Consider the following 22,902-nt stretch of genomic DNA (forward strand, 5'->3'; position numbering starts at 1 on the left):
TAAAACAATCTAGTAAAGATGCAACCCACTTTATTGATTCTGGCAGCCGGTATGGCGAGCCGTTATGGTAGTTTGAAACAAATACAGCAGTTTGGCCCTAGCGGTGAGACTATTATCGACTACTCAATCTATGACGCGATCAGAGCAGGTTTTGGTAAGATTGTGTTTATTATCAGGAAGGATTTTGAAGCGGAATTCAGAGAGATTTTTGAACCTAAACTGAAGGGTCGCGTACAGACTGATTACGTATATCAGGAGATGGATGCTTTCCTGGATGGATATCCGGTACCAGCGGATCGTACTAAGCCGTGGGGTACTGCGCATGCTGTATTGTGTGCTAAAAACGCGATCAACGAACCATTTGCAGTGATCAACGCAGATGACTTTTATGGTCGTGATTCGTTTGAGAAAATGGCGAAATTTCTCGAAAACTCCTGCAAACCTGATGTATATAGCGTAGTGGGTTACCAGCTGAACAAGACCATTTCTGAGCATGGTTCCGTATCCCGTGGGGTATGTGCCGCTGATAGCAATGGCAACCTGGCTGAGATCAACGAGCGTACCAAGGTATATAAGGATGGCGATAAGATCGTATACGAAAATGCTGATGGCAGCAAGCACGAACTGGCACCTGAAACACCGGTATCCATGAATTTCTGGGGTTTCCACCAGAATGTATTTGAGAATAGCCAGAAGCTGTTCAAGGAATTCCTGGAGAAAGATGGTGATAAGCCGAAGTCTGAATTCTTTATTCCGATTGTAGTGGACAACTTCATTCAGAACAAACTGGGTGTGGTTAATGTATTACCTACAGGTGCACAGTGGTTCGGTGTTACATACAAGGAAGATGCACCAGGCGTACAGGCTAGTTTGTCAGCACTGGTTGAGTCAGGAGAATATCCAACTAACCTGTGGAAATAAAACTACCATCTGGTGTTAATTGATGTCAGTCGTTATACAATAATTCTACTGATTCTATTAAAAACGTACAAAGAAAAGGGGTTAAATTTCAATATTTTCAAAAAGGGAAGATTTGTTTGCGAAATCACTAAATTTTTTGATTGTATTGTTTTTTACTTCAATCACCAATACTTTTGTACAGTTAAACATCAAAGCATTCCTCCCATGTGGGTAAATAAAGACAATAACAAGATTAATCACATCGTAGCTCAGCTCAACTGGGCTATTACGCTCGTTGTGATCGTCGTTGTCATTATTAGCCACCAGTATGGAGGATAGGTAACTGTGTACAACCAAATCAATATACAGCCTTCCTCCACCAGAGGGAGGCTTTTTTTATGCCTGTTATTTCACTAGATTTCTAATATCTGAATTATATGTATAGCTATTACAACGAGAACACCATCATTTACGTGGACGGGGAGTATAAGAAAGCCACCGAAGCCAAAATCGACCTGTTTGGTCAGTCATTACATTATGGATACGCCGTATTCGAAGGTATCAGAGCTTATAAGACTGCTAGTGGAGAAGTGAAGATCTTCAAGGCAGAAGAGCACTTCGATCGTTTCCGTCGCAGCTGTGAGTTAATTCATATGCCTTACAACTACACCAACGAAGAGTTAATCACCGCTTGTTACAAGGTGCTGGAACTGAACAATATGCAGGAAGCATACATTCGTCCGCTGGCTTATTGCCCACCAAACATGACCCTGAAAGCTGCATCAGAAATGAACGTGATGATCTGTGCATGGGAATGGGGTGCTTACCTGGGTGAAAAGCTGCTGAAAGTAATGACATCTTCATATCAGCGTCCAAATCCAAAGGCATTCAAGATTGAATCCAAATCGGCAGGTTTGTACATCAACTCGATCCTGGCTTCTCAGGAAGCTAAGTCAAAAGGCTTTGACGAGGCACTGTTGCTGGATCTGGAAGGCTATGTAGCTGAAGGCCCTGGTGCTAATATCTTCTTCGAAAAAGATGGTAAGCTCGTAACCCCACCTCCAGGTGCTATTCTACCTGGTATCACCCGTGCTACAGTGATTGAACTGTGTCAGGAGCTGAACATTCCGTTAGAACAAAGACTGTTCACTACCGACGAACTGAAGCAGGCTGACGCTGCATTCTTCTGTGGTACTGCTGCTGAACTAATCGGCATCGAATCACTGGATGGTCAGAGTTTTGGTAAGCCATGGGCTTCATCTCTGGGTAAGCTGCTGCAGCAGGCTTATAAAGCTAAGGTGCTGGAGAAGGAATTTGATCGTTCTTCAGTGAAAGTGGCGTAAGGGATTAAGGTGTTCAGAATATATAACTGAATCATTTTCAGGATCTTTTCTGGAATAGAGGTTGTATTTTGTATATAATTTAGAAATAAGAACATACCGGGTGCATTATTGCCTGGTATACCCAATGAACACTGCTTCGCTTTGATATTCAATAGGTGAGTGGTCCGATGGCGGACAGCCGTCAGACCACTCCCATTTTAAAGGATCAGCGTACGTATTAGAAGATTTTTTTAATAGTTGGATTTTGGATTTTTGAGTCCAATTTATTCAATACCATAGCGGGTTTGAGACGAAAATGGACACGCTTGAAATCCGGTTGGACCCCTAAATGTCGGTTTGGAACTTGGCGCATATAGCCGCTTCTTTGTATCCTGCTTAACATGATATTCAACATTTGGGAACCGGCTGAATGAACAACACCGGAACCCAGACAAACATTTACTGAAAGATGGAATTGAACAAGTACAGCAAAACGCTCACTCAGGACCCTACACAGCCTGCGACCCAGGCACAGTTGTATGGTATAGGTTTAACAGATGAGGACCTGAAGAAAGCACAGGTGGGCATTGCCAGCATGGGATATGATGGCAACACCTGTAATATGCACCTGAATGAACTGGCACAGGAGGTCAAAAAAGGGGTCTGGGCTAATGATTTGGTCGGCCTTACCTTTCATACCATAGGCGTCAGCGATGGTATGACCAATGGTACACCAGGTATGCGTTACTCGCTGGTCAGCCGTGATCTGATTGCTGATTCCATCGAAACTGTAGTAGGTGGCCAATATTATGATGGCCTCATCACTGTTCCTGGTTGTGACAAAAACATGCCAGGCTCCCTGATAGCAATGGGTCGTTTAAACCGTCCTGCTATCATGGTATATGGTGGTTCTACCTCTCCTGGTCATTATAAAGGACAGGATTTGAACATCATTTCCGCTTTTGAAGCACTTGGCCAGAAAATGGCGGGTAATATGAACGACGAGGATTATAAAGGTATCATCATGAACTCCTGCCCTGGTGCCGGTGCGTGTGGTGGTATGTATACAGCTAATACTATGAGCTCCGCTATCGAAGCAATGGGTATGAGCCTTCCTTACAGTTCTTCTACTCCTGCTCAGAGCGAAGCAAAACGCGAAGAATGTAGAGTAGCAGGCCAGTATATTCGTCTGCTGCTCGAAAGAGATATCAAGCCAAAGGACATTATGACCTTCAAGGCTTTTGAAAACGCTGCTGTAGTGATTATGGCCATGGGTGGTAGTACCAATGCCGTGCTGCATATGATCGCTATTGCAAAAGCAGTTGGTGTGAAGTTTAACATCAACGACTTCCAGCGTATCAGCGACAGCACTCCACTGATCGCCGATCTGAAACCAAGCGGTAAATACCTGATGGAAGACCTGCACAAAATTGGCGGCGTTCCATTGGTAATGAAATACCTGCTGAAAGCTGGTCTGCTCAATGGCGATTGTCTGACTGTAACTGGCAAGACCATTGCTGAAAACCTGGAAAGCGTACCAGACCTGGATTTCGAAAGCCAGAGCATCATCGTTCCGGTAGAAAAACCACTGAAAGAATCCGGTCACATCCAGATCCTGTATGGTAACCTGGCAGAACTGGGTTCCGTAGCTAAGATTACTGGTAAAGAAGGTGAGTTCTTCCGTGGTACCGCAAGGGTATTCGATGGTGAATATGAACTGATAGCAGGTATCACCAGTGGCCGTGTAAAGAGCGGCGACGTAGTGGTGATCCGCAACGTAGGTCCGAAAGGAGCACCAGGTATGCCTGAAATGCTGAAACCTACCTCCGCCATTATGGGTGTAGGTCTTGGTAAGAGCGTAGCACTGATCACCGATGGCCGTTTTTCCGGCGGTACCCACGGTTTCGTGGTAGGTCATATTACCCCTGAAGCGGTAGAAGGTGGCCTGATCGGATTGGTTGAGGACAACGATATGATCGAAATTGACGCAAAACACAACACCATTAAGCTGGAAGTAAGCGATGAAGAAATCGCTGCACGCCGCGCCAAATGGGTAAAACCTGCCCTGAAGGTAACTAGTGGGGTATTATATAAATACGCAAAACTTGTTTCAAATGCAACAGAAGGATGTGTTACCGATGAAGCCTGAGCCGGCTAATCAGCCAGCAGCGGCTACTGAGGAAAAACTACATATTACCGGTTCCGAAGCCGTAATCCGCTCGCTGATTGCAGAAGATGTGAAAACCATTTTCGGCTATCCAGGTGGGGCCATTATGCCCATTTATGATGCCCTATACGATTTTCAGGATGAGGTCCATCATATATTAGTACGCCACGAACAGGGTGCTACCCATGCTGCGCAGGGGTATGCCCGTACCTCTGGTAAGGTGGGTGTGGTATTTGCTACTTCCGGCCCCGGTGCTACCAACCTGGTAACTGGTCTGGCAGATGCTTATATGGATTCTACTCCAATGGTATGTATCACAGGTCAGGTGGCTGCTCACCTGCTGGGTACCGATGCCTTCCAGGAAACTGATGTGATCGGGATTACCATTCCTATTACTAAATGGAATATCCAGGTAACCCGTGCTGAAGATATCCCGGGAGCTATCGCCAAAGCATTTTACATTGCTGCCAGTGGTCGTCCGGGTCCTGTACTGGTAGATATTACCAAGAATGCACAGGTTGCCAAGTTCGATTTTGAATATAGCAAGTGTGAATATATCCGTAGTTATCACCCTGTTCCAAAGCTGAACATCGAAGCGGTGAAATCTGCTGCTGCCCTGATAAACGAAGCTGAGCGACCTTACATCCTGTGTGGACATGGGGTACTGCTCGCTGGCGCTGAAAAGGAACTGATCGCCCTGTCTGAAAAAGCAGGTATTCCGATCGCTTCCACCTTGTTAGGTCTCTCTGCCGTTCCGGTAGATCATCCTAACTATGTGGGTTTCCTGGGTATGCATGGTAACTATGCACCGAACATCAAAACCGACGAGTGTGATGTAGTCATTGCTGTAGGTATGCGCTTTGATGACCGCGTAACAGGGGATGTTACCAGATATGTAAAACAGGCAAAGGTTATCCACATCGAAATTGATGCTGCTGAGATCAACAAGATCATCACTGCAACAGTAGGTGTACATGCCGATGCTAAAACTGCGCTGAAAGCCTTGTTGCCATTGGTGAAAGAAGCAAAACACGATGAGTGGATTGCTGGCTTCAAAGAGGCAGACAAGCAGGAACAGGAGAAGGTAAACCGTGGTGAACTGTACCCTACAGAAGGTGCCCTGAAAATGGCGGAAGTAGTACGTATCATCTCTGAACGTACAGGAGGTAAAGCAGTACTGGTTACAGACGTAGGTCAGCACCAGATGATTGCCAGCCGTTACTACCGCTTCAAGGATCCAAATACCAATATCACCAGTGGCGGTATGGGTACCATGGGTTTCTCACTGCCAGCTGCTATGGGTGCTAAGATGGGTGCTCAGGAAAAAGAAGTAGTAGCTGTGATTGGGGATGGTTGTTTCCAGATGACCTTACAGGAGTTAGGCACGATTTACCAGTCACAGATTGGTGTGAAGATCGTGATCCTGAACAACAACTTCCTGGGTATGGTGCGTCAGTGGCAGCAGCTGTTCCATGACAAGCGTTATTCTTCCACCGAAATGACTAACCCTGACTTCGTACAGATTGCGAAAGGGTTTTACATTCCGGGCAAGAAGGTAACTGACCGTGCTGATATTGTGGCGGCCGTTGATGAAATGATCTCCCACGATGGTGCTTACCTGCTGGAGGTAGTCGTAGAGAAGGAAGACAACGTATTCCCGATGGTACCAGCTGGTGCTCCAATTGCTCATATCAGGCTCGAGTAGTAAACCTTTTTAACAACGAAGAATTTTTATGCAAAAAGAATATACAATCACGGTATATACAGAAGACAGGATCGGTATCACGAACCGTATCACTGTTATCTTTACGCGCCGTCGAATCAATATCACCAGCCTCACAACCGCACCAACGGAGATTGAGGGTGTTTACAAGTTCATCATCACTGTACTGTCAGAAAGATCGCTACTGGATAAAGTAGTTGGTCAGATCGAGCGACTGGTGGAAATTCACCGTGCATTTGTACATGAAGAGGATGAAGTGGTATACCAGGAGCTGGCACTGTATAAGATCTCAACCAAAGCATTGAAGAATGGCAGCATCGAAAAGCTGATCCGTGAAAATGCGGCAAGGATACTGACCATTACAGACGAATACTTTGTATTGGAGAAGACCGGTCACCAGGAGGAGCTGGTAGCGCTACAGGCGAAACTGGCACCTTATGGACTGATAGAGTATTCCAAGAGCGGTCGCGTGGCGATCGTGAAATGGAGTCGTCGTTTCCATGATCATTTGAAAAATCTGTCCGAACTAGAGACAGATGATCTGGCCGAAGTGGATTATACACACGGACAGCCAGGTTCACATCAGGCAGAGAGTATCTAATAACTATAATAAAATTCATTAGGGCTGACCGTATGGTCAGCCCTAGTTCTTATCTCAATCACATGTCCCAGGTATTAACAAGTGTTAATCCGCTCAATATTCTCGATGCAGCGGTGAAGTTGAAACCAGTGGTGAACAGAACACCGCTGACCTATAGTCCAACATTGTCACGCAGGTACAATGCCGATATTTATCTGAAAAGAGAAGACATGCAGATTGTACGCTCGTATAAGCTGCGTGGTGCATACAACAAGATCAGTAGTCTGGACAAAGATCAGCTGTCCAAAGGTGTAACATGTGCCAGCGCGGGTAACCATGCGCAGGGTGTTGCATATGCCTGTCGTCAGCTGGATATTAAAGGCGTCATCTTCATGCCGATCATTACCCCGAAGCAGAAGGTGAACCAGGTAAACATGTTTGGCGGAGATAATATTGAGATCAGACTGGTGGGAGATACATTTGATGATTGTTCTGTCGAAGCGCAGGCGTACACAAAAGCGCACGGTATGACATTCGTTGCTCCTTTTGACGACCCCAAGATCATAGAAGGACAAGGTACAGTAGCTGTAGAGGTACTGGAAGACCAGTCTCATATTGATTATATCTTTGTGCCTATCGGTGGTGGCGGACTCGCTGCCGGTACCGGTACTTATTTTAAAACATACAGTCCGCATACCAAAGTGATCGGGGTAGAACCAAAAGGTGCTGCGTCTATGACTGCTGCACTGGAAAAAGGGGAACCTGTAACGCTGGGCGAAATTGAGCGCTTTGTAGACGGTGCTGCCGTGAAGAGAGTAGGTACGCTGAATTTCGAAATCTGTAAAGATGTGCTGGATAAAATGCACACCGTAGCAGAAGGTAAGGTTTGTACTACCATCCTGAAATTGTACAATGAAGATGCGATCGTAGTGGAGCCGGCTGGCGCCCTGTCTATCGCCGCACTGGACGATTTTGCCAAAGAGATCGAAGGCAAGAAAGTAGTATGTATAGTAAGTGGTGGTAACAATGACATCGATCGCATGCAGGAGATCAAAGAGAGGTCTTTACTGTATGAAGGGCTGAAACATTACTTTATCATCCGCTTTATACAGCGCCCGGGAGCCCTGAAAGAGTTTGTGAACCATGTGCTGGGACCTGATGATGATATCACAAGATTTGAATTTATCCAAAAGCATAATAAAGAAATGGGTCCTGCACTGATAGGTGTGGAACTAAAAAAGAAAGAGGATTATGATATCCTGGTGGCCAATTTTTCGAAGTACGGTATTCATTATACTGCACTGAATGAAGATGATGACTTATTTGGTTACTTAGTGTAAGGTGTTGCAATATATCTGGTAACAAGAAATTAACCTCCTGTATTACGCAGGAGGTTTTATTTTGCCCCTTTTAATTACATTTAGATAAATAATTCCGGAAGATGAGCAATCTCATGCGCGCAGCCCTGCTGCGGGAATTTGGCCCTGCCAGTAACCTGACTATCGAAAGAATACCCGTACCCCTGCCAGCGGCAGGTCAGTTACTTATAAAAGTACGCGCCGCAGGTATTAATCCTGTTGATTATAAAACCCGTAATGGGAAAGGCATAGCTGCCAAAGAACTGGTACTCCCTGCTGTACTTGGCTGGGATATAGCCGGTGAGGTGGTGAGCCTGGGTGATGGTGTAAGCCGTTTTGACAGAAATGAACGTGTGTTTGGAATGAGCAATTTTCCACATGCGGGGAATGCGTATGCAGAATACGCGATTGTGCAGGAAGATGAATTTGCCCTGATACCCGCTTCGGTGAGTAATGAGGTAGCAGCAGCTACCCCGTTGGCGGCACTCACAGCCTGGGAGGCATTGTTTGACCATGGCCAGCTGGCCGGGGGGCAAAAAGTATTGATCCATGCAGCAGCGGGTGGCGTTGGCCATATTGCAGTACAACTGGCTAAATGGAAAGGTGCTTATGTAGTAGGTACAGCTTCGCAGCAGAATCATGGTCTGCTGAATGAACTGGGAGTGGATCTGCCGCTGGATTATAACACACAGGATTTTACTGTTATAGCAAAGGATATGGATGTGGTGCTGGATGGTATAGGTGGTGAAAACTCACTTCGTTCTATAGATGTATTGAACCCCGGGGGCGTATTGGTATGCCTGCCTTCGATGTATAAAGATGATCCGGTGATCCTGGAGAAAGCTGCTTCCAAAGGAGTGATGGTGAAATGGATGATGGTAACCCCATCTGGTGAAAGAATGGAGCAACTGGCCGATCTGCTGGCTGTGGGTGATCTGAAAGTAAAAGTTGATCAGACTTTTCCACTGGAAGATGTGGGGAAAGCACATGAAGCTGTGGAAACGGGTCATGTAACCGGCAAAGTCGTGCTGGTGATCTAAAAGATATATTATGCTCAGCTACTGGGAAAAACAATCCCTTCTTCAATACGATTACATTATTGCCGGCAGTGGTATCGTGGGTTTGTCCACGGCTATCAGTCTGCGCGAAGCGCAGCCGCAGGCTCGTGTGCTTGTATTGGAAAAGGGAGTGTTGCCTACAGGGGCGAGTACAAAGAATGCGGGGTTTGCCTGTATAGGGAGTTTGACAGAGTTGCTGGCAGATTTGCGACAATTGCCTGCTGCTGAAGTATTGGCATTGTTGGAGTTGCGTTGGCAGGGGTTGCATGCCTTGCGGCATCGTGTGGGTGATCAGCATATGGATTACAGGGAGAATGGGAGTTATGAGCTGATAGGAGAGAAGGAGTTACCTGCACTGTCGGAAATTGATGGCATGAATGACTTGTTGCGGCCTTTGTTGGGGGGAGATGCGTTTACGTTGGTTTCCAGTGATTTCGGATTTAATAAGTCGTATGTAAAGGCTTTGATCAGGAATAATTTTGAGGGGGAGTTACATACGGGGAAGATGATGCGCCGGTTGATAGACCTGGCGCTTTTTTATGGGGTAGAGATTAAGACGGGGTGCACGATTTCAGGTATTTCGGAGTCTGATGGTGGTGTATATGTGTCAGTGGGTGAGTATTCCTTTATGGCGGGTCGGGTAGGAATCTGTACAAATGCATTTACCCGTGAGCTGATCCCTGACCTGGATGTAGTGCCCGGCAGGGGGCAGGTATTAATAACCGATCCTATACCAGGATTACCTTTTAAAGGTATCTACCATATGGACGAGGGGTATTATTACTTCAGGGAGCTGGAAGGCCGTGTACTATTCGGGGGAGGTCGTAATATGGACTTTGCCGGGGAGGCTACCACTGTTTTTGAATTGAATACCCAAATTCACACAGAACTGGAAAACCGTTTACGCTATATTATTTTGCCGGGTTTTTCGTTTAATATTGCTGACCGTTGGGCTGGCATCATGGCTTTTGGCCAGAACCGGCAGCCGGTTATCCGCCGTCATTCACCCCGAATCGCGCTGGGCGTAAGAATGGGCGGCATGGGCGTTGCAATTGGAACCGCTATCGGGGCACAATTAGCCGATATCCTTATAAAAGAATGATCACGATCAAGTCCGCCACTGAAATAATTTTTAAATGTAAATTTTACGTTTAATAAAAATGTTACTATATTGACCAACAATTATTTTATACCACGTTGATTTTATGCAAAAGAGTTTACAATTCCTCGATTATGTTGTCTTTTTGGTGTATTTCGCGATAGTTGCCGGTTACGGTATATATATCTACCAGAAAAAGAAACGAAAAACTACTGACTCCAAAGACTTTTTCCTGGCAGAAGGATCCCTTACATGGTGGGCCATTGGTGCTTCCCTGATCGCTTCCAACATCTCTGCGGAGCAGTTTATTGGTATGGCCGGTTCCGGTTTTAATATAGGTCTGGCGATTTCCACTTACGAATGGATGGCTGCTGCTACCCTGATTATCGTAGCGGTATTTTTCCTCCCTATTTACCTGAAAAACAAGATTTATACCATGCCGCAGTTCCTGCTGCGCAGGTATAACCAGACAGTGAGTACCATTATGGCGGTATTCTGGTTGCTACTGTATGTAGTGGTGAACCTGACCTCCATCCTGTACCTGGGAGCACTGGCAATCAATACTATTTCAGGGATTGACTTTAATGTTTGTATGATATTGCTGGCCGTCTTTGCCGTGTTTATCACGCTGGGTGGTATGAAAGTAATTGGTTATACAGACGTGATCCAGGTATTCTTCCTGATCCTGGGTGGTCTGGCTACAACTTACCTGGCCCTGAACCTGGTATCTGAGCATTTCGGCACAACTGGTGTGCTCAAAGGTTTCCACCTGATGACAGAACATGCTGGTGATCACTTCCATATGATCCTGGACAAAAAAGATCCTCACTACCTGGATCTGCCTGGATTATCTATCCTGGTAGGTGGTATGTGGATTGTAAACTTAAACTATTGGGGTTGTAACCAATATATTACACAGCGTGCATTGGGTGCTGATCTGAAAACAGCGCGTTCTGGTCTGCTCTTCGCAGGTTTCCTGAAACTCCTGATGCCACTGATCGTGGTAATTCCTGGTATCGCTGCTTATGTATTGCATAGCCGCGGTCTATTCCAGGCAGAAATGGTGAAGGGTGGTGAACTCAATCCTGACAATGCTTATCCGGTGTTAATGAACCTGTTGCCAATTGGTATGAAGGGACTGGCTTTTGCTGCGCTGACAGCTGCGGTAGTTGCTTCCCTGGCTGGTAAAGCAAACAGTATTTCTACCATCTTCACACTGGATATCTATAAAGAACACTTTGCGAAAAATGCGGATGAAAAGCATGTGGTACGAACAGGTAAAATCGTGGTAGTTGTTGCGATGATCCTGGCGATTATCATTTCTCCATTCCTGGGTATTGATAAGAAAGGTGGTTTCCAGTTTATACAGGAATACACTGGTTTCGTATCACCGGGTATCTTTGCGATGTTCCTGCTGGGATTCTTCTGGAAACGTACGACTTCAGGTGCAGCGCTGTTTGCAATGATCGGTGGTTTTACACTGTCTATCATCCTGAAGTTCCTGCCAGGTTGGGCGGATCTTTCTGCTTTGAATAGCATCGGTTTCTCCGTACCGGCAGCAAACGGTATCTATGAAATTCCGTTCCTGGATCGTATGGGTATTGTATTCGTGGTGTGTGTGATTGGTATGATCCTGATTTCACTGGTAGCTCCTGCTAAGGTGAAAGTGGCGGGTGCAGAAATGGTAGATGAGTCTAAAGGTCTGGAAGTGGATGCTTCTATGTTCAGGACTTCTATGCCATTTGCCATCACAGCGATTTTGATCTGTGGTATCCTGGTAGCATTATATACCATTTTCTGGTAAGAGATATTTGACAAAGCTGGCTAACAACATCCTGTTTAGCCAGCTTTCTTTTTTTATAAACCTGCAAGCGTTATGAGGTATACGATTGGTTATGATATAGGATCGTCTTCAGTAAAGGCGGCCCTGCTGGATACTGATACAGGAAAATGTGTGGCTACGGCTATCAGCCCTGCCCAGGAAATGCCCATGCATGCGCCGGTGGCGGGATGGGCAGAACAGGATCCTGAGATGTGGTGGCAGGAAGTTCAAAATGCAACGAAAAAGTTACAACAAATTCACCCTTTTGATGGATCGGCAGTAGCTGGTATAGGCATTGCCTATCAGATGCATGGGCTGGTATGTGTGGATAAGGATCAGCAGGTTTTGCGTCCTGCAATAATCTGGTGCGACAGCAGGGCAGTTGAAATAGGGAATACAGCTTTTGAAAAACTGGGCCCTAACTGGTGTCTGCAATATCTCTTAAACTCTCCCGGAAATTTTACAGCTTCTAAATTACGTTGGGTACAGGAGTATGAACCTGCCATTTATGAGCGCATTGACAAAGTGATGCTCCCTGGCGATTTCATTGCTATGCGCCTCACGGGTGATGCAGCTACGACTATTTCTGGTTTGTCTGAAGGGATCTTCTGGGATTTTAGCCAGCACCAGGTATCGCCGGTGTTGCTGAAACATTATGGTATCAGTGAGAAGCTGTTGTCAGATGTGGTTCCTACTTTTGGATTACAAGGCAAGGTGACTGCGCAGGCAGCATCGTTGCTGGGATTGGCGCCAGGTACACCGGTCACTTACCGTGCGGGTGACCAACCGAATAATGCTTTTTCCCTGAATGTATTACAACCTGGTGAAGCTGCGACTACAGCAGGTACTTCGGGTGTGGTATATGCAGTACATGATCATATTGCATTTGATGCACAGAGCAGGGTAAATACTTTCATACATGTGAATGATACAGCCACTGCACATCGTAATGGCGTACTTATGTGTTTGAATGGTACGGGTATTCTGAATAGCTGGATGCGACAACTGGTAGGCAAACCATCTTACGAAGAGATGAATGCACTTGCCGCAGTAGCACCTGTAGGTTCACGTGGATTGAAGATTTATCCGTTTGGCAATGGTGCAGAACGTATTCTTGCTAACAAGGAGATTGGTGCGGAGTTCAAAGGACTCAACTTCAATATTCATGGCAGGGAACATATGCTACGTGCCACACAGGAAGGGATTGTATTTGCACTGAAATACGGGATGGATATTATGCAGGATATGGGATTGAATATTTCACGGGTGAGAGCCGGTCATGCGAATATGTTCCTGAGTCCATTATTCAGAGAGATATTTGCAAATACGGCTGATGTGGTGATTGAGTTGTACAATACAGATGGTGCGCAGGGCGCTGCAAGAGCAGCGGGTGTGGGCGCTGGATTGTATGCAGTGGAGGATGCATTTAAGGGGATGGAGTGTCTGGCTACAATAGAGCCGGAGGCGAATAATCCATATAAGGGTATTTATGAAGAGTGGCTGCAGGGATTGAAATTTTAACACACACACACACACATAACACGTTAGGATCAAAAAAAACACTTACAATGAGCATTACAATTGGAAACAAGGAATACTTCAAAGGCATTGGGAAAATCGCCTATGAAGGTCCTCAGTCAAACAACCCATTTGCTTACAAATGGTATGATGAGAACAGAAAGATCGGTGGTAAAACCATGAAGGAACTCTTCCGGTTTGCGGTGTCTTACTGGCATACCTTCTGCGGAACTGGTGGCGACCCATTCGGTCCGGGCACCAAACAATTCCCATGGCTTACAGCGCCAGATGCTGTGCAGAGTGCAAAAGACAAAATGGATGCAGCGTTTGAATTCATCACCAAACTAGGTCTTCCTTACTACTGCTTCCACGATGTAGACCTGGTAGACGAAGGTGCAAACATTGCTGAATACGAAAGCCGCATGCAGGCAATCGTAGCGTATGCAAAAGAAAAACAAAAAGCCAGCGGCGTAAAACTGCTATGGGGTACTGCGAATGTATTCAGCAACCCCCGCTATATGAACGGTGCCAGCACCAACCCTGACTTTTCTGTAGTTGCGTATGCAGGTACCCAGGTAAAGAACTCCCTGGATGCGACCATCGCACTGGATGGTGAAAACTATGTATTCTGGGGGGGGCGTGAAGGCTATATGACCCTGCTGAACACTGATATGAAGCGTGAGCAGGACCACCTGGCAAAATTCCTTGGCATGGCGCGTGACTATGCACGCAAACAAGGTTTCAAAGGTACGTTCTTCATCGAACCTAAACCTTGTGAGCCTACCAAACACCAGTACGATTACGATTCAGCTACGGTGATCGGTTTCCTCCGTCACTATGGTCTGGACAAGGATTTTAAACTGAACATTGAAGTAAATCATGCTACACTGGCAGGCCATACCTTCCAGCATGAACTGCAGGTAGCAGTTGATGGTGGTTTCCTGGGTAGCATTGATGCGAACCGTGGTGATACACAAAATGGTTGGGATACTGACCAGTTCCCAATGAACCTGAATGACCTGATCGAAGCGATGCTGGTGATATTACCAGCGGGTGGATTTGCAGGTGGTGGTGTGAACTTCGATGCGAAAGCACGTCGTAACTCTACAGATCTGGAAGACATTTTCCATGCACACATTGGTGGCATCGATTCATTTGCACGTGCAGCGATTGTAGCTGAAAAGATCCTGGAACAGTCTGCTTACAAACAATTCCGTAAAGACCGTTATGCATCATTTGATACCGGTAAAGGAAAGGAATTTGAAGATGGTAAACTGACACTGGAAGATCTGCGCAGCATTGCAATTGCGAATGGCGAGCCAAAGATGATCAGTGGCAGACAGGAATGGTTAGAAAATATCATCAATCAGTATATCTAAATTTAACTGATTATATAGAAGGGCTGCTACATTGTAGCGGCCTTTTTTGTGTAACTTGGTATTGTATACAATTCTACACTATGTTTTCCATTCAATCATATCATCAGTCGGGCTTTGATATTATCGCTCTTATCGACGGCGACACTGGTACACGGGCAGAGATCATTCCGGCACACAGCGCATTGCTGCATGCCTTTAAAATACCATATGGAGAAAATTTCCTGAACATCATCGATAGTTATGAAAGTCTGGACGACTACAAGTTGAACCTGCCGGAATACTATAAGAGTGCCAAGCTAAGTCCTTTCGCTTGTCGCATTCCTTCCGGCACCTATCGCTGGGAAGAACAGGATTACACTATTGTGAAAACACTCAGTTCCGGCAATGCCATTCATGGTCTGCTCTTCGATGTTCCGTTTGAGGTAGTGAGCCAGAAAGCTGATGAAAAAGGTGCGGTGCTGACATTGCGCCATACTTATACTGGGAATGATGCAGGATATCCGTTCCCCTATGACTGTGAGGTGAAGTATCACCTGGAACCCGGTCAGCAGCTACGTATTTCAACTTTTATCCTGAACAATGCAGACAGGCCTATTCCTGTTATGGATGGTTGGCATCCTTATTTTAGTACAGGTACCCCGGTCGATGAGCTGGAATTGCAGTTTGCTTCGGAACAAATAGTAGAATTTAATGCGCAACTGATACCAACCGGCAATGTGTTGCCTTACGACAGGTTCCTTGAAGCCCAAAGTTTGGCAGGCATACCGCTGGACAACAGTTTTGTGTTGGATTTCAGCAGGCATAGTGCCCTGGCTACATTGCGGGATCCGCGGAAACGGGTATTGATCCATTTTTACCCGGAACCATGTTATCCAATCCTACAGATCTATATCCCTAATCACCGCAACAGTATTGCGATTGAGCACCTCACCGGTGCCCCGAATGCCTTTAATAACGGCATGGGGCTGGTGACGCTGGAACCCGGCGAAGAACGGGTATTCAGCACAGCCATCACAGCTATAGCATATTAGTAACTTGTCTCCTCTGGCATAGTCTTTGAATTTTGTAAAGCATTGTTTCACCCTAAAAAGTTAATGTTATGGATACTTTGCAAATTAAAGGTGCCTGGAATGAGATTAAGGGCAAGATTAAACAGCAATACGCAGATCTGACGGACGATGATTTGCTGTATGAAGAAGGACAGGAAGATCGGTTGATTGGTAAAATTCAGCAAAAGCTGGGCAAGAGCAGGGACGAAGTTATTAAAATGCTAAAATCTGTGTAAAATGGGAAGTCTGTTATATATCATTGCAGTAATACTTATTATCGGTTGGTTGTTAGGCTTCTTTGTATATTCCGCAGGTGGGTTAATCCACATTCTGTTGGTAATAGCGATTATAGCCATTCTTTTACAGGTGATAAGAGGTGGCAGTTGAGTGATCTTTCGCTTACTGTGACAAAATAATCATGTAAAATCCTCCTGGCTACGGGGGGATTTTTAGTTTTTTTAAGGAACTTGGTGGAATAAACAGAACCGATATATGAAACAATTGCCCTTATTGCTCCTGCTGGTACTTTGCAGTCTACTGGCAGAAAAGAGCCAGGCACAGGTTACCCTCACCGGTACGATTATAGACAAGGAGAATGGATTAGTACTGCCATACGCAAGTATTACAAACAAGACAACCGGGCGAAGGTCCTATTCTGATAAGGGCGGTTTTTATAAGATTTCAGCGAGGAAGGGAGACATGGTGGTATTTACTTTTCTTGGGTACAATCCTGATAGCCTGTTAGTCAGTGCCGACGATGGGATCGTGACGAGGGAGATTCACCTGGTAGTAGAGAGCCGGCAATTGCATGGGGTAGAGGTGACCACGAAGTTCACACCTTATCAGCTGGACTCCATCAACAGGCGGGATCAGTTCGGGTATATACTAGATAATCCTAACAAGCCATTGGCAGGTGGTAGTACACCGGTAGGCGCAGGGATCGTGTTTAGTCCATTCACCCGGTATTCAAGAAGGGAGAAACAGAAGCGTGAGTTCAAGAAGATTTATGCCAAGGCTGAAAAAGACAAATACATCGATTCAAGGTATACTCCATTATTTGTGAGCAGGGTGACCACATTAAAAGGAGATAGTCTGAGACTGTTTATGATGGAGAATTATCCGGATTACGATACGCTGAGAATGATGCCGACAGAGGATCTGATGTATTGGATTACGGATAAGTATAAAGCGTGGAAGAAGTAGTGAAAAAGAAAAATCAACAAAAAATTTGAATAGGTTTTTTGCTTAAAAAAACGCATTAAATAAGAACTGCCACCCTGAATTCAGAGTGGCAGTTTTGGTTGCAGAGGCCAATAGAAAAAATATTTTATCAGTTGTAGACTTTCACCATATATACGAAGTCTTCCAGCTTTTTGATCTGTTCTACGCGGGTCAGATTCTCAAGGCGATTCTTGTGATTCCATTTACCCATCTTCTCTTTCGGCATTTCTTCCAGCAGGCGCTTCAGCTGTGCTGATTTCACTGCAAAAGCAATCCCGTCAGCAGTTGTTTGTTTGCCGGTTACAATACCTACTACATCACCTTTTGCATCCATGAGTGGTGCACCACTGTTGCCTGGGTTTACAGGTATAGATACCTGGTAAGCGGCAGAGTCTCCATTGAAACCAGTTTGTGCACTGATATAACCTTCTCCATAAACAATCTCGTCACGTGGATAGCCCAGTGTAAAGACTTTCTCGCCACGCAGGGCTTTCTGGAATTTTACGGAATAAGGAATAGGCTGGCTTCTGAAGGAGCTATCAGTGATCTTTAAGATCGCCAGATCGCTGGAGATGTCTTCGAATACGCTGGTAGCTTTGTAAGCTTCTCCTTTGGTATTCTGGATATAGATAGAATCAGCCCCTGCTACCACATGGTAGTTAGTGACCACATATCCATTGTCGGTAATGGCAAAACCAGTGCCTCCGTAAGTGCCGGGGTTAGCCGGTACCCGCTTCTTATTATTAATATCGTTGATGAGGGCGTTCTGAGAGCGCTGGATATTGTTCAGCACCCGTCTTACATCCTCATATTGTGCGGTAGTTTTTTGTCTGTTTGCTTTCTGGATAAGGGCGATCGTGCTCAGCGAGGTAACGAGGGCGATACAGGCAGCGGCCGCAACGTTAGTGAGCAACCTTCTGCGGAAAGGGATGACCCTGGTCTGAGCAGGAGTGGCTGCATCACGCAGTATGTCCATATCGAGGGAGGCATGGATATGATCCATTTTCTCCTGCAGCGCCAACCTGCGGCCGTAACTTTCCAGCTGTGCCGTAATGTGCTGATGGGCTTTCAACTGCTCATTTACTACCGGGTTGGACTGACACAGCGTTTCGAATGCAGCTTTTTCCTGCATATTCATATCGCCTTCCAGATAGCGTTCAATATCACGTATTAGATTTGTATCATTCATCGCCTGTAAACCACTTTGCGGGTCCTGTAGGGGCCCTATAATTTATATTTATCAAAAAAGAGTTTCTTTAATCGCATCAGGCACTTATACTTCTGATTCTTTGCATTTTCCGCGTTTGTGTACCCGAATTTCTCTGCTATATCTGCCATGGAGAGTTTCCTGATATAATAATCTTCCAGGATAGTCTTGCAGGGTTCTCCCATGTTACCCAAAGATTGCTCCATGATGCGGAACTGTTCGTCCTTTTTATCATGGTCTTCCATATGGTTGTCTGCCGGTATTACTGCTTCCAGTTCCTCCGGCAGGGAGAGCTGCCAGCTGCCCGACTGGAGTTTTTTGAGCCAGAGGTGGCGGCAGATGGCGTATAAATAGGTCTTGAGCTTACTATAGAGATCAAATTCACTTGTCTGTGCTTTCTCATATAGTACGATCATAGCCTCCTGGAAAAGATCTTTTGCATCATCCTCAGAACCTTTATGCTGTAAAACCATTCTTAATACGGCCGGAAAATTTTCCACGTAGATGGTAGACAGCGCTTTATCGTCATTCCGGGTAAGTCCCAGTAATAATTCCCGATCCCTTTCTATGTTCAGATTATGCTTCACTTATTAATACTATTATATCGCTTTGGTAACCCAAAGTAGGGGAAAAAAAATAAGTTTTCAGCCAGGTGATAGATGCAGACTGCCATCTTTTTTCATATAAACTTATAATTTATATAATTAAAAACCTTGCCTATGGCTGGTTTTATTTAAAAAATAGATTTTTTGAAAAATATTTCTGAAAAGCTGGGTTACCTTTCTTTCATCCTGGTATAAAGAAGAAACAATATTTCAAAAAACCTAAAAAATAAAAAAATGAAGAACGCACTGAAAATTGGTTTCTTAGCATTAGCACTGGGTGTATTTGTAACTGCATGTGGCGGTGGCGCAAGCGAAACTGCTACTGATTCTACAGCTGCAGCTACACAGGCTATCGATTCAGTAGCAAACGCTGCTAACGATTCTATCACTGCTAAGGCTGATTCAGGCAAGGTTGCAGTTGATTCTATCGCTACTGCTGCTAAAGATTCAGTTAAGCACTAATCTTACTCCGCAAGCAATAAAGCTTTTTATATGCCGCTCTGCAACCGCAGGGCGGTTTTTTTTACCTATAGGGGTAGTGGAGCCATCATTTTTGAATAAATCATTGAATTTCCGGCCTTTTATTAAATAGAATATAATTTTTCATAAAAGTGCTTGGACAATTCAAATCCTGATGTATTTTTGTCGTGCAATTCAAGCAAATTATGATACAGCAAACAACCTTTGGTTACTTTTATGGTTTCTACTTTTTCTGGTACCAGAATTAGGGAGGTCGTTTGTAGTACTTAAACATAAAAAGAAACTAACAAAAAGGCCTCCCGATAAGGGAGGCCTTCTTTTTTTTCAAATAACTCGATATATGTTACGCCGTTTCAGTCTTTACTTCTTTTACTTTTTTTACTTTTTCTTTTACGTCGTAAAGGCCGGGACTCTCTTGTAAAAAATGCACTAAACATATAACTGCACTTTAAAGGGTCCCGGCTCAACCGGGGCCCTTTTTCATTTTATCCGGTAGTTGTTGTAGCAACTATCAAATACAAACAAATCAAATTAAAGATGCACATCGCAATTCAGGGATTCGAAGGGTGTTTTCACCAAATAGCGGCACAAGGATACTATGGAAAGGATATAACGATCGAATGTTGTGCTTCATTCGCGGAATTGATTAAAAAAGTAAAAACGCAGGTAGCCGATGCAGGTGTGATGGCCATCGAAAACTCGATTGCCGGAAGTATACTTCCAAACTACACCCTGCTGAAAAACTCGAACCTGCATGTAATCGGAGAAGTATACCTGCATATCAAACAACATTTGATGGCGCTGCCCGGTACGCCATTGGAAGATATCAGAGAAGTACACAGTCATCATATGGCGCTGTTGCAGTGTACTGACTTCCTGGATAAATATCCGCAAATGAAACTGGTGGAAACTGAAGATACCGCCCTGAGTGCAAAACATGTGGCTACCAAGAAACTGAAAACAACAGCTGCCATCGCGGGCAAACTGGCAGCTGAAATTTATGGTCTGGAAATCATTGCACCCAACATCCATACCATCAAAAACAACTATACCCGCTTTCTGGTTATTTCTCCAAATGGTGTAGAACCTGCGGCAGATTCCAACAAAGCATCTGTATATTTCCAGACATCTCACGAATCTGGTAGTCTGGCAAAGGTGCTGACACAGGTAGCAAGTACAGGTATTAACCTGAGCAAACTGCAGTCTTTCCCAATGCCAACCAAAGAGTGGAACTATTATTTCCACGCCGATTTCGAATTCGAAGATCTGGTTACTTTCCAGAAAGGCATCAGCAAAATCACACCGCTGACTGAACATCTGAAAGTGCTCGGTATCTATAAAAAAGGCAAAACATTATAATCCTATTTTTCAATCATACGATATGAACTTACAGGTAGCAAAACGGCTGCAACAAACAGAAGAATACTACTTCTCCAAAAAACTGAGAGAAATAGATGAAATGAACAGGGCTGGTGCCAAAGTGATCAATCTTGGTATTGGTAGTCCTGATCTGCCCCCGCATCCTTCTGTGATCGAGGCATTGACTGAAAATGCTCATCGCCCCGATACGCATGCCTATCAAGGGTACAAAGGAATCCCTGCTTTGCGCCAGGCAATGGCCAGCTGGTATCAGCGCTACTACAGTGTGACCCTTGACCCTGAGAAAGAAGTACTGCCACTGATCGGTTCCAAAGAAGGTATTATGCACATTTGCATGACCTACCTGCAGGAAGGTGATGAGGCCCTGGTACCCAACCCGGGTTACCCTACCTACCGTTCTGCTGTGAACCTGAGTGGTGCTACCGTAAGAGACTATGACCTGGAAGAAAAAAACGGATGGTTGCCTGATCTCGATGCACTGGCGAAAACTGATCTGAGCAGGGTGAAACTGATGTGGGTAAACTATCCGCATATGCCAACCGGTGCCCGTTTCAACACTACCTTTGCAGAAAAGCTGATCAAATTTGCCAACGATCATAATATCCTCATCTGCCACGACAACCCTTACAGCTTTATCCTGAATGCACAGCCACAAAGCTTGTTGCAAACACCAGGTGCGAAGGATGTGGTACTGGAACTGAACTCCCTCAGCAAATCATCTAACATGGCCGGATGGCGCGTGGGTATGCTGGTGGGTAAACAGGAGTGGATCAACGAGGTACTGCGTTTCAAAAGTAATATGGATTCCGGTATGTTCCAGCCATTGCAAATGGCTGCTGTAAAAGCACTGGAACTGGGGCCTGAATGGTATGCAGCACTAAATGAGATCTATACCGGCCGCCGTCAGAAAGTATTTGAACTGCTGGAATTGCTGAACTGTACTTTTGATCGTGACCAGGTAGGTATGTTCGTATGGGCTAAGATACCAGCTACTGCGAAAGACGGATTTACAGTGACGGACGAAATTCTGCAGAAAGCGCAGGTATTTATCACACCGGGTGGTATCTTCGGCAGTAACGGTAATGGATATATAAGAGTGAGCCTGTGTAAAGATGAGAAAGTATTTGACGAAGTGTTGCAAAGGATCAGGGCAATTAAATAAACAGACAAAGTTATGATCGTAACGATAGTTGGTACTGGTTTAATCGGTGGATCTCTGGCCATCAGCCTGAGAACAAAGGGGGGCGCCACCCACATCATCGGTGTGGACCACAACGAAGATAATCTTAAAAAGGCGCAGGAGCTTGGCATCATCGATGAAGGTGCTACCCTGGAAGCAGCCATGCAGCGTTCAACAGTGGTCATACTTGCGATACCTGTAGACGGTTTGCTGAAAGTATTACCTTCTATTCTGGATAATGTGGGACCACAACAGGTGATCATGGATGTGGGTTCTACAAAAGAAAAAATATTAGCACTCGTTGCCGGTCATCCCCACAGAGGGCGCTTTGTAGCTGCTCACCCGATGGCCGGCACGGAGTATTCCGGCCCCGAAGCTGCTATACCGAACCTCTTCACCAACAAGACCATGGTGCTGTGCGATGTGAAAAACAGTGATGAAGACGCCGTGGAAATTGTTGAGGATATGGTAGACAAGCTGCAGATGCGCCTCGTATATATGAATGCAGAAGAGCATGACCTGCATACAGCCTACGTATCGCACATCTCTCATATCACCTCCTTTGCACTGGCACTGACCGTACTGCAAAAGGAAAAAGAGCACGGACGCATCTTTGAACTGGCAAGTGGTGGTTTTGAATCTACCGTACGTCTGGCTAAGAGCTCTCCTGATATGTGGGTACCGATCTTTAAGCATAACCGTCATAATGTGCTGGATGTACTGGATGAACATATCCACCAGCTGCAACAGATGAAGAACCTGCTGGAAAATGAAGATTATGATGCTTTTTATAAACTGATCCAGAAATCAAATAAGATCAGAAAGATCTTAAAATAAGTAATCAATCGTTCGTG

The 22,902-nt window shown here is 45.2% G+C and carries 21 protein-coding genes; 19 read left to right on the forward strand and 2 right to left on the reverse strand.

Annotation, left to right across the window (positions count from 1 at the left end; all coding sequences use genetic code 11):
• Positions 1-18 precede the first annotated feature (18 nt).
• From QQL36_RS14170 to QQL36_RS14240, 15 genes are all read left to right on the forward strand, one after another.
• Positions 19-921: a nucleotidyltransferase family protein gene (locus QQL36_RS14170; RefSeq protein WP_083721407.1), complete on the forward strand. Its 903-nt coding sequence runs from the start codon at positions 19-21 to the stop codon at positions 919-921.
• A 416-nt stretch (positions 922-1,337) separates the two neighbouring features.
• Positions 1,338-2,243: a branched-chain amino acid transaminase gene (locus QQL36_RS14175; RefSeq protein ID WP_083721408.1), complete on the forward strand. Its 906-nt coding sequence runs from the start codon at positions 1,338-1,340 to the stop codon at positions 2,241-2,243.
• Between the two features lie 448 nt (positions 2,244-2,691).
• Positions 2,692-4,371 carry a dihydroxy-acid dehydratase gene (gene ilvD / locus QQL36_RS14180; RefSeq protein WP_321570072.1) on the forward strand — a complete coding sequence of 560 codons (1,680 nt, stop codon included), beginning with the start codon at positions 2,692-2,694 and terminating at the stop codon, positions 4,369-4,371.
• On the forward strand, positions 4,337-6,094 hold the full coding sequence (gene ilvB, locus QQL36_RS14185) for a biosynthetic-type acetolactate synthase large subunit (RefSeq protein ID WP_306460908.1): 1,758 nt from the start codon (positions 4,337-4,339) through the stop codon (positions 6,092-6,094). The genes ilvD and ilvB overlap by 35 nt, the downstream gene beginning before the upstream one ends.
• A 28-nt stretch (positions 6,095-6,122) precedes the next feature.
• Positions 6,123-6,713, forward strand: a complete 591-nt coding sequence (gene ilvN, locus QQL36_RS14190) for an acetolactate synthase small subunit (protein WP_321570073.1) — start codon at positions 6,123-6,125, stop codon at positions 6,711-6,713.
• 62 nt (positions 6,714-6,775) lie between these two features.
• Complete coding sequence (gene ilvA, locus QQL36_RS14195) at positions 6,776-8,032, forward strand: threonine ammonia-lyase IlvA (RefSeq protein ID WP_321570074.1); 1,257 nt, start codon at positions 6,776-6,778, stop codon at positions 8,030-8,032.
• Positions 8,033-8,133: 101 nt separating this feature from the next.
• Entirely contained in the window at positions 8,134-9,090 is a 957-nt protein-coding gene (locus QQL36_RS14200) for an NADP-dependent oxidoreductase (protein WP_321570075.1), read from the forward strand.
• Positions 9,091-9,100: 10 nt separating this feature from the next.
• On the forward strand, positions 9,101-10,210 hold the full coding sequence (locus tag QQL36_RS14205) for an FAD-dependent oxidoreductase (RefSeq protein ID WP_321570076.1): 1,110 nt from the start codon (positions 9,101-9,103) through the stop codon (positions 10,208-10,210).
• A gap of 103 nt (positions 10,211-10,313) precedes the next feature.
• A complete protein-coding gene (locus QQL36_RS14210; RefSeq protein WP_083721414.1) occupies positions 10,314-12,011 on the forward strand; it encodes a sodium/sugar symporter in 1,698 nt (565 codons plus the stop codon).
• 72 nt (positions 12,012-12,083) lie between these two features.
• Complete coding sequence (locus QQL36_RS14215; protein ID WP_321570077.1) at positions 12,084-13,550, forward strand: xylulokinase; 1,467 nt, start codon at positions 12,084-12,086, stop codon at positions 13,548-13,550.
• A gap of 47 nt (positions 13,551-13,597) precedes the next feature.
• Positions 13,598-14,926 carry a xylose isomerase gene (xylA, locus tag QQL36_RS14220; RefSeq protein ID WP_083721416.1) on the forward strand — a complete coding sequence of 443 codons (1,329 nt, stop codon included), beginning with the start codon at positions 13,598-13,600 and terminating at the stop codon, positions 14,924-14,926.
• An 80-nt stretch (positions 14,927-15,006) separates the two neighbouring features.
• Entirely contained in the window at positions 15,007-15,957 is a 951-nt protein-coding gene (locus QQL36_RS14225) for an aldose 1-epimerase (RefSeq protein WP_179090995.1), read from the forward strand.
• Positions 15,958-16,025: 68 nt separating this feature from the next.
• Positions 16,026-16,211 carry a CsbD family protein gene (locus QQL36_RS14230; RefSeq protein ID WP_083721418.1) on the forward strand — a complete coding sequence of 62 codons (186 nt, stop codon included), beginning with the start codon at positions 16,026-16,028 and terminating at the stop codon, positions 16,209-16,211.
• 1 nt (position 16,212) lies between these two features.
• Positions 16,213-16,362 (forward strand): lmo0937 family membrane protein, encoded by a 150-nt coding sequence (locus QQL36_RS14235; protein WP_143708720.1) that lies wholly within the window; start codon positions 16,213-16,215, stop codon positions 16,360-16,362.
• Between the two features lie 105 nt (positions 16,363-16,467).
• Positions 16,468-17,178, forward strand: a complete 711-nt coding sequence (locus QQL36_RS14240; protein WP_083721419.1) for a carboxypeptidase-like regulatory domain-containing protein — start codon at positions 16,468-16,470, stop codon at positions 17,176-17,178.
• Positions 17,179-17,305: 127 nt separating this feature from the next.
• Here the strand turns inward: QQL36_RS14240 and QQL36_RS14245 are convergent, their stop codons facing one another.
• Both QQL36_RS14245 and QQL36_RS14250 read right to left on the reverse strand, forming a co-directional pair.
• Positions 17,306-18,385 (reverse strand): serine protease, encoded by a 1,080-nt coding sequence (locus QQL36_RS14245; protein WP_321570078.1) that lies wholly within the window; start codon positions 18,383-18,385, stop codon positions 17,306-17,308.
• A gap of 35 nt (positions 18,386-18,420) precedes the next feature.
• Positions 18,421-18,990 carry an RNA polymerase sigma factor gene (locus QQL36_RS14250; protein ID WP_083721421.1) on the reverse strand — a complete coding sequence of 190 codons (570 nt, stop codon included), beginning with the start codon at positions 18,988-18,990 and terminating at the stop codon, positions 18,421-18,423.
• Between the two features lie 252 nt (positions 18,991-19,242).
• On the opposite strand from QQL36_RS14250, the gene QQL36_RS14255 reads away from it, so the two are divergent.
• From QQL36_RS14255 to QQL36_RS14270, 4 genes are all read left to right on the forward strand, one after another.
• Positions 19,243-19,470, forward strand: a complete 228-nt coding sequence (locus QQL36_RS14255; RefSeq protein ID WP_083721422.1) for a hypothetical protein — start codon at positions 19,243-19,245, stop codon at positions 19,468-19,470.
• 555 nt (positions 19,471-20,025) lie between these two features.
• The gene (locus QQL36_RS14260; RefSeq protein WP_321570079.1) at positions 20,026-20,847 is read left to right on the forward strand and encodes a prephenate dehydratase; all 822 of its coding nucleotides are present in this window, start codon (positions 20,026-20,028) and stop codon (positions 20,845-20,847) included.
• 22 nt (positions 20,848-20,869) lie between these two features.
• Positions 20,870-22,030, forward strand: a complete 1,161-nt coding sequence (locus QQL36_RS14265; RefSeq protein ID WP_321570080.1) for a pyridoxal phosphate-dependent aminotransferase — start codon at positions 20,870-20,872, stop codon at positions 22,028-22,030.
• Between the two features lie 12 nt (positions 22,031-22,042).
• Positions 22,043-22,885 (forward strand): prephenate dehydrogenase, encoded by an 843-nt coding sequence (locus tag QQL36_RS14270; protein WP_321570081.1) that lies wholly within the window; start codon positions 22,043-22,045, stop codon positions 22,883-22,885.
• Positions 22,886-22,902 lie beyond the last annotated feature (17 nt).

It is taken from the genome of Chitinophaga sp. LS1, assembly GCF_034274695.1.
Taxonomy (GTDB): domain Bacteria; phylum Bacteroidota; class Bacteroidia; order Chitinophagales; family Chitinophagaceae; genus Chitinophaga.

Bases quoted from the DNA above. Each gene is read 5' to 3' on its own strand.
- QQL36_RS14200 (WP_321570075.1), top strand. From the start codon at position 8,134: ATGAGCAATCTCATGCGCGCAGCCCTGCTGCGGGAATTTGGCCCTGCC.
- ilvD (WP_321570072.1), top strand. From the start codon at position 2,692: ATGGAATTGAACAAGTACAGCAAAACGCTCACTCAGGACCCTACACAG.
- QQL36_RS14210 (WP_083721414.1), top strand. From the start codon at position 10,314: ATGCAAAAGAGTTTACAATTCCTCGATTATGTTGTCTTTTTGGTGTAT.
- ilvA (WP_321570074.1), top strand. From the start codon at position 6,776: ATGTCCCAGGTATTAACAAGTGTTAATCCGCTCAATATTCTCGATGCA.
- ilvB (WP_306460908.1), top strand. From the start codon at position 4,337: ATGCAACAGAAGGATGTGTTACCGATGAAGCCTGAGCCGGCTAATCAG.
- ilvN (WP_321570073.1), top strand. From the start codon at position 6,123: ATGCAAAAAGAATATACAATCACGGTATATACAGAAGACAGGATCGGT.
- QQL36_RS14230 (WP_083721418.1), top strand. From the start codon at position 16,026: ATGGATACTTTGCAAATTAAAGGTGCCTGGAATGAGATTAAGGGCAAG.
- QQL36_RS14245 (WP_321570078.1), bottom strand. From the start codon at position 18,385: ATGAATGATACAAATCTAATACGTGATATTGAACGCTATCTGGAAGGC.
- QQL36_RS14240 (WP_083721419.1), top strand. From the start codon at position 16,468: ATGAAACAATTGCCCTTATTGCTCCTGCTGGTACTTTGCAGTCTACTG.
- QQL36_RS14175 (WP_083721408.1), top strand. From the start codon at position 1,338: ATGTATAGCTATTACAACGAGAACACCATCATTTACGTGGACGGGGAG.
- QQL36_RS14260 (WP_321570079.1), top strand. From the start codon at position 20,026: ATGCACATCGCAATTCAGGGATTCGAAGGGTGTTTTCACCAAATAGCG.
- QQL36_RS14255 (WP_083721422.1), top strand. From the start codon at position 19,243: ATGAAGAACGCACTGAAAATTGGTTTCTTAGCATTAGCACTGGGTGTA.
- QQL36_RS14225 (WP_179090995.1), top strand. From the start codon at position 15,007: ATGTTTTCCATTCAATCATATCATCAGTCGGGCTTTGATATTATCGCT.
- xylA (WP_083721416.1), top strand. From the start codon at position 13,598: ATGAGCATTACAATTGGAAACAAGGAATACTTCAAAGGCATTGGGAAA.
- QQL36_RS14265 (WP_321570080.1), top strand. From the start codon at position 20,870: ATGAACTTACAGGTAGCAAAACGGCTGCAACAAACAGAAGAATACTAC.
- QQL36_RS14270 (WP_321570081.1), top strand. From the start codon at position 22,043: ATGATCGTAACGATAGTTGGTACTGGTTTAATCGGTGGATCTCTGGCC.
- QQL36_RS14235 (WP_143708720.1), top strand. From the start codon at position 16,213: ATGGGAAGTCTGTTATATATCATTGCAGTAATACTTATTATCGGTTGG.
- QQL36_RS14205 (WP_321570076.1), top strand. From the start codon at position 9,101: ATGCTCAGCTACTGGGAAAAACAATCCCTTCTTCAATACGATTACATT.
- QQL36_RS14170 (WP_083721407.1), top strand. From the start codon at position 19: ATGCAACCCACTTTATTGATTCTGGCAGCCGGTATGGCGAGCCGTTAT.
- QQL36_RS14215 (WP_321570077.1), top strand. From the start codon at position 12,084: ATGAGGTATACGATTGGTTATGATATAGGATCGTCTTCAGTAAAGGCG.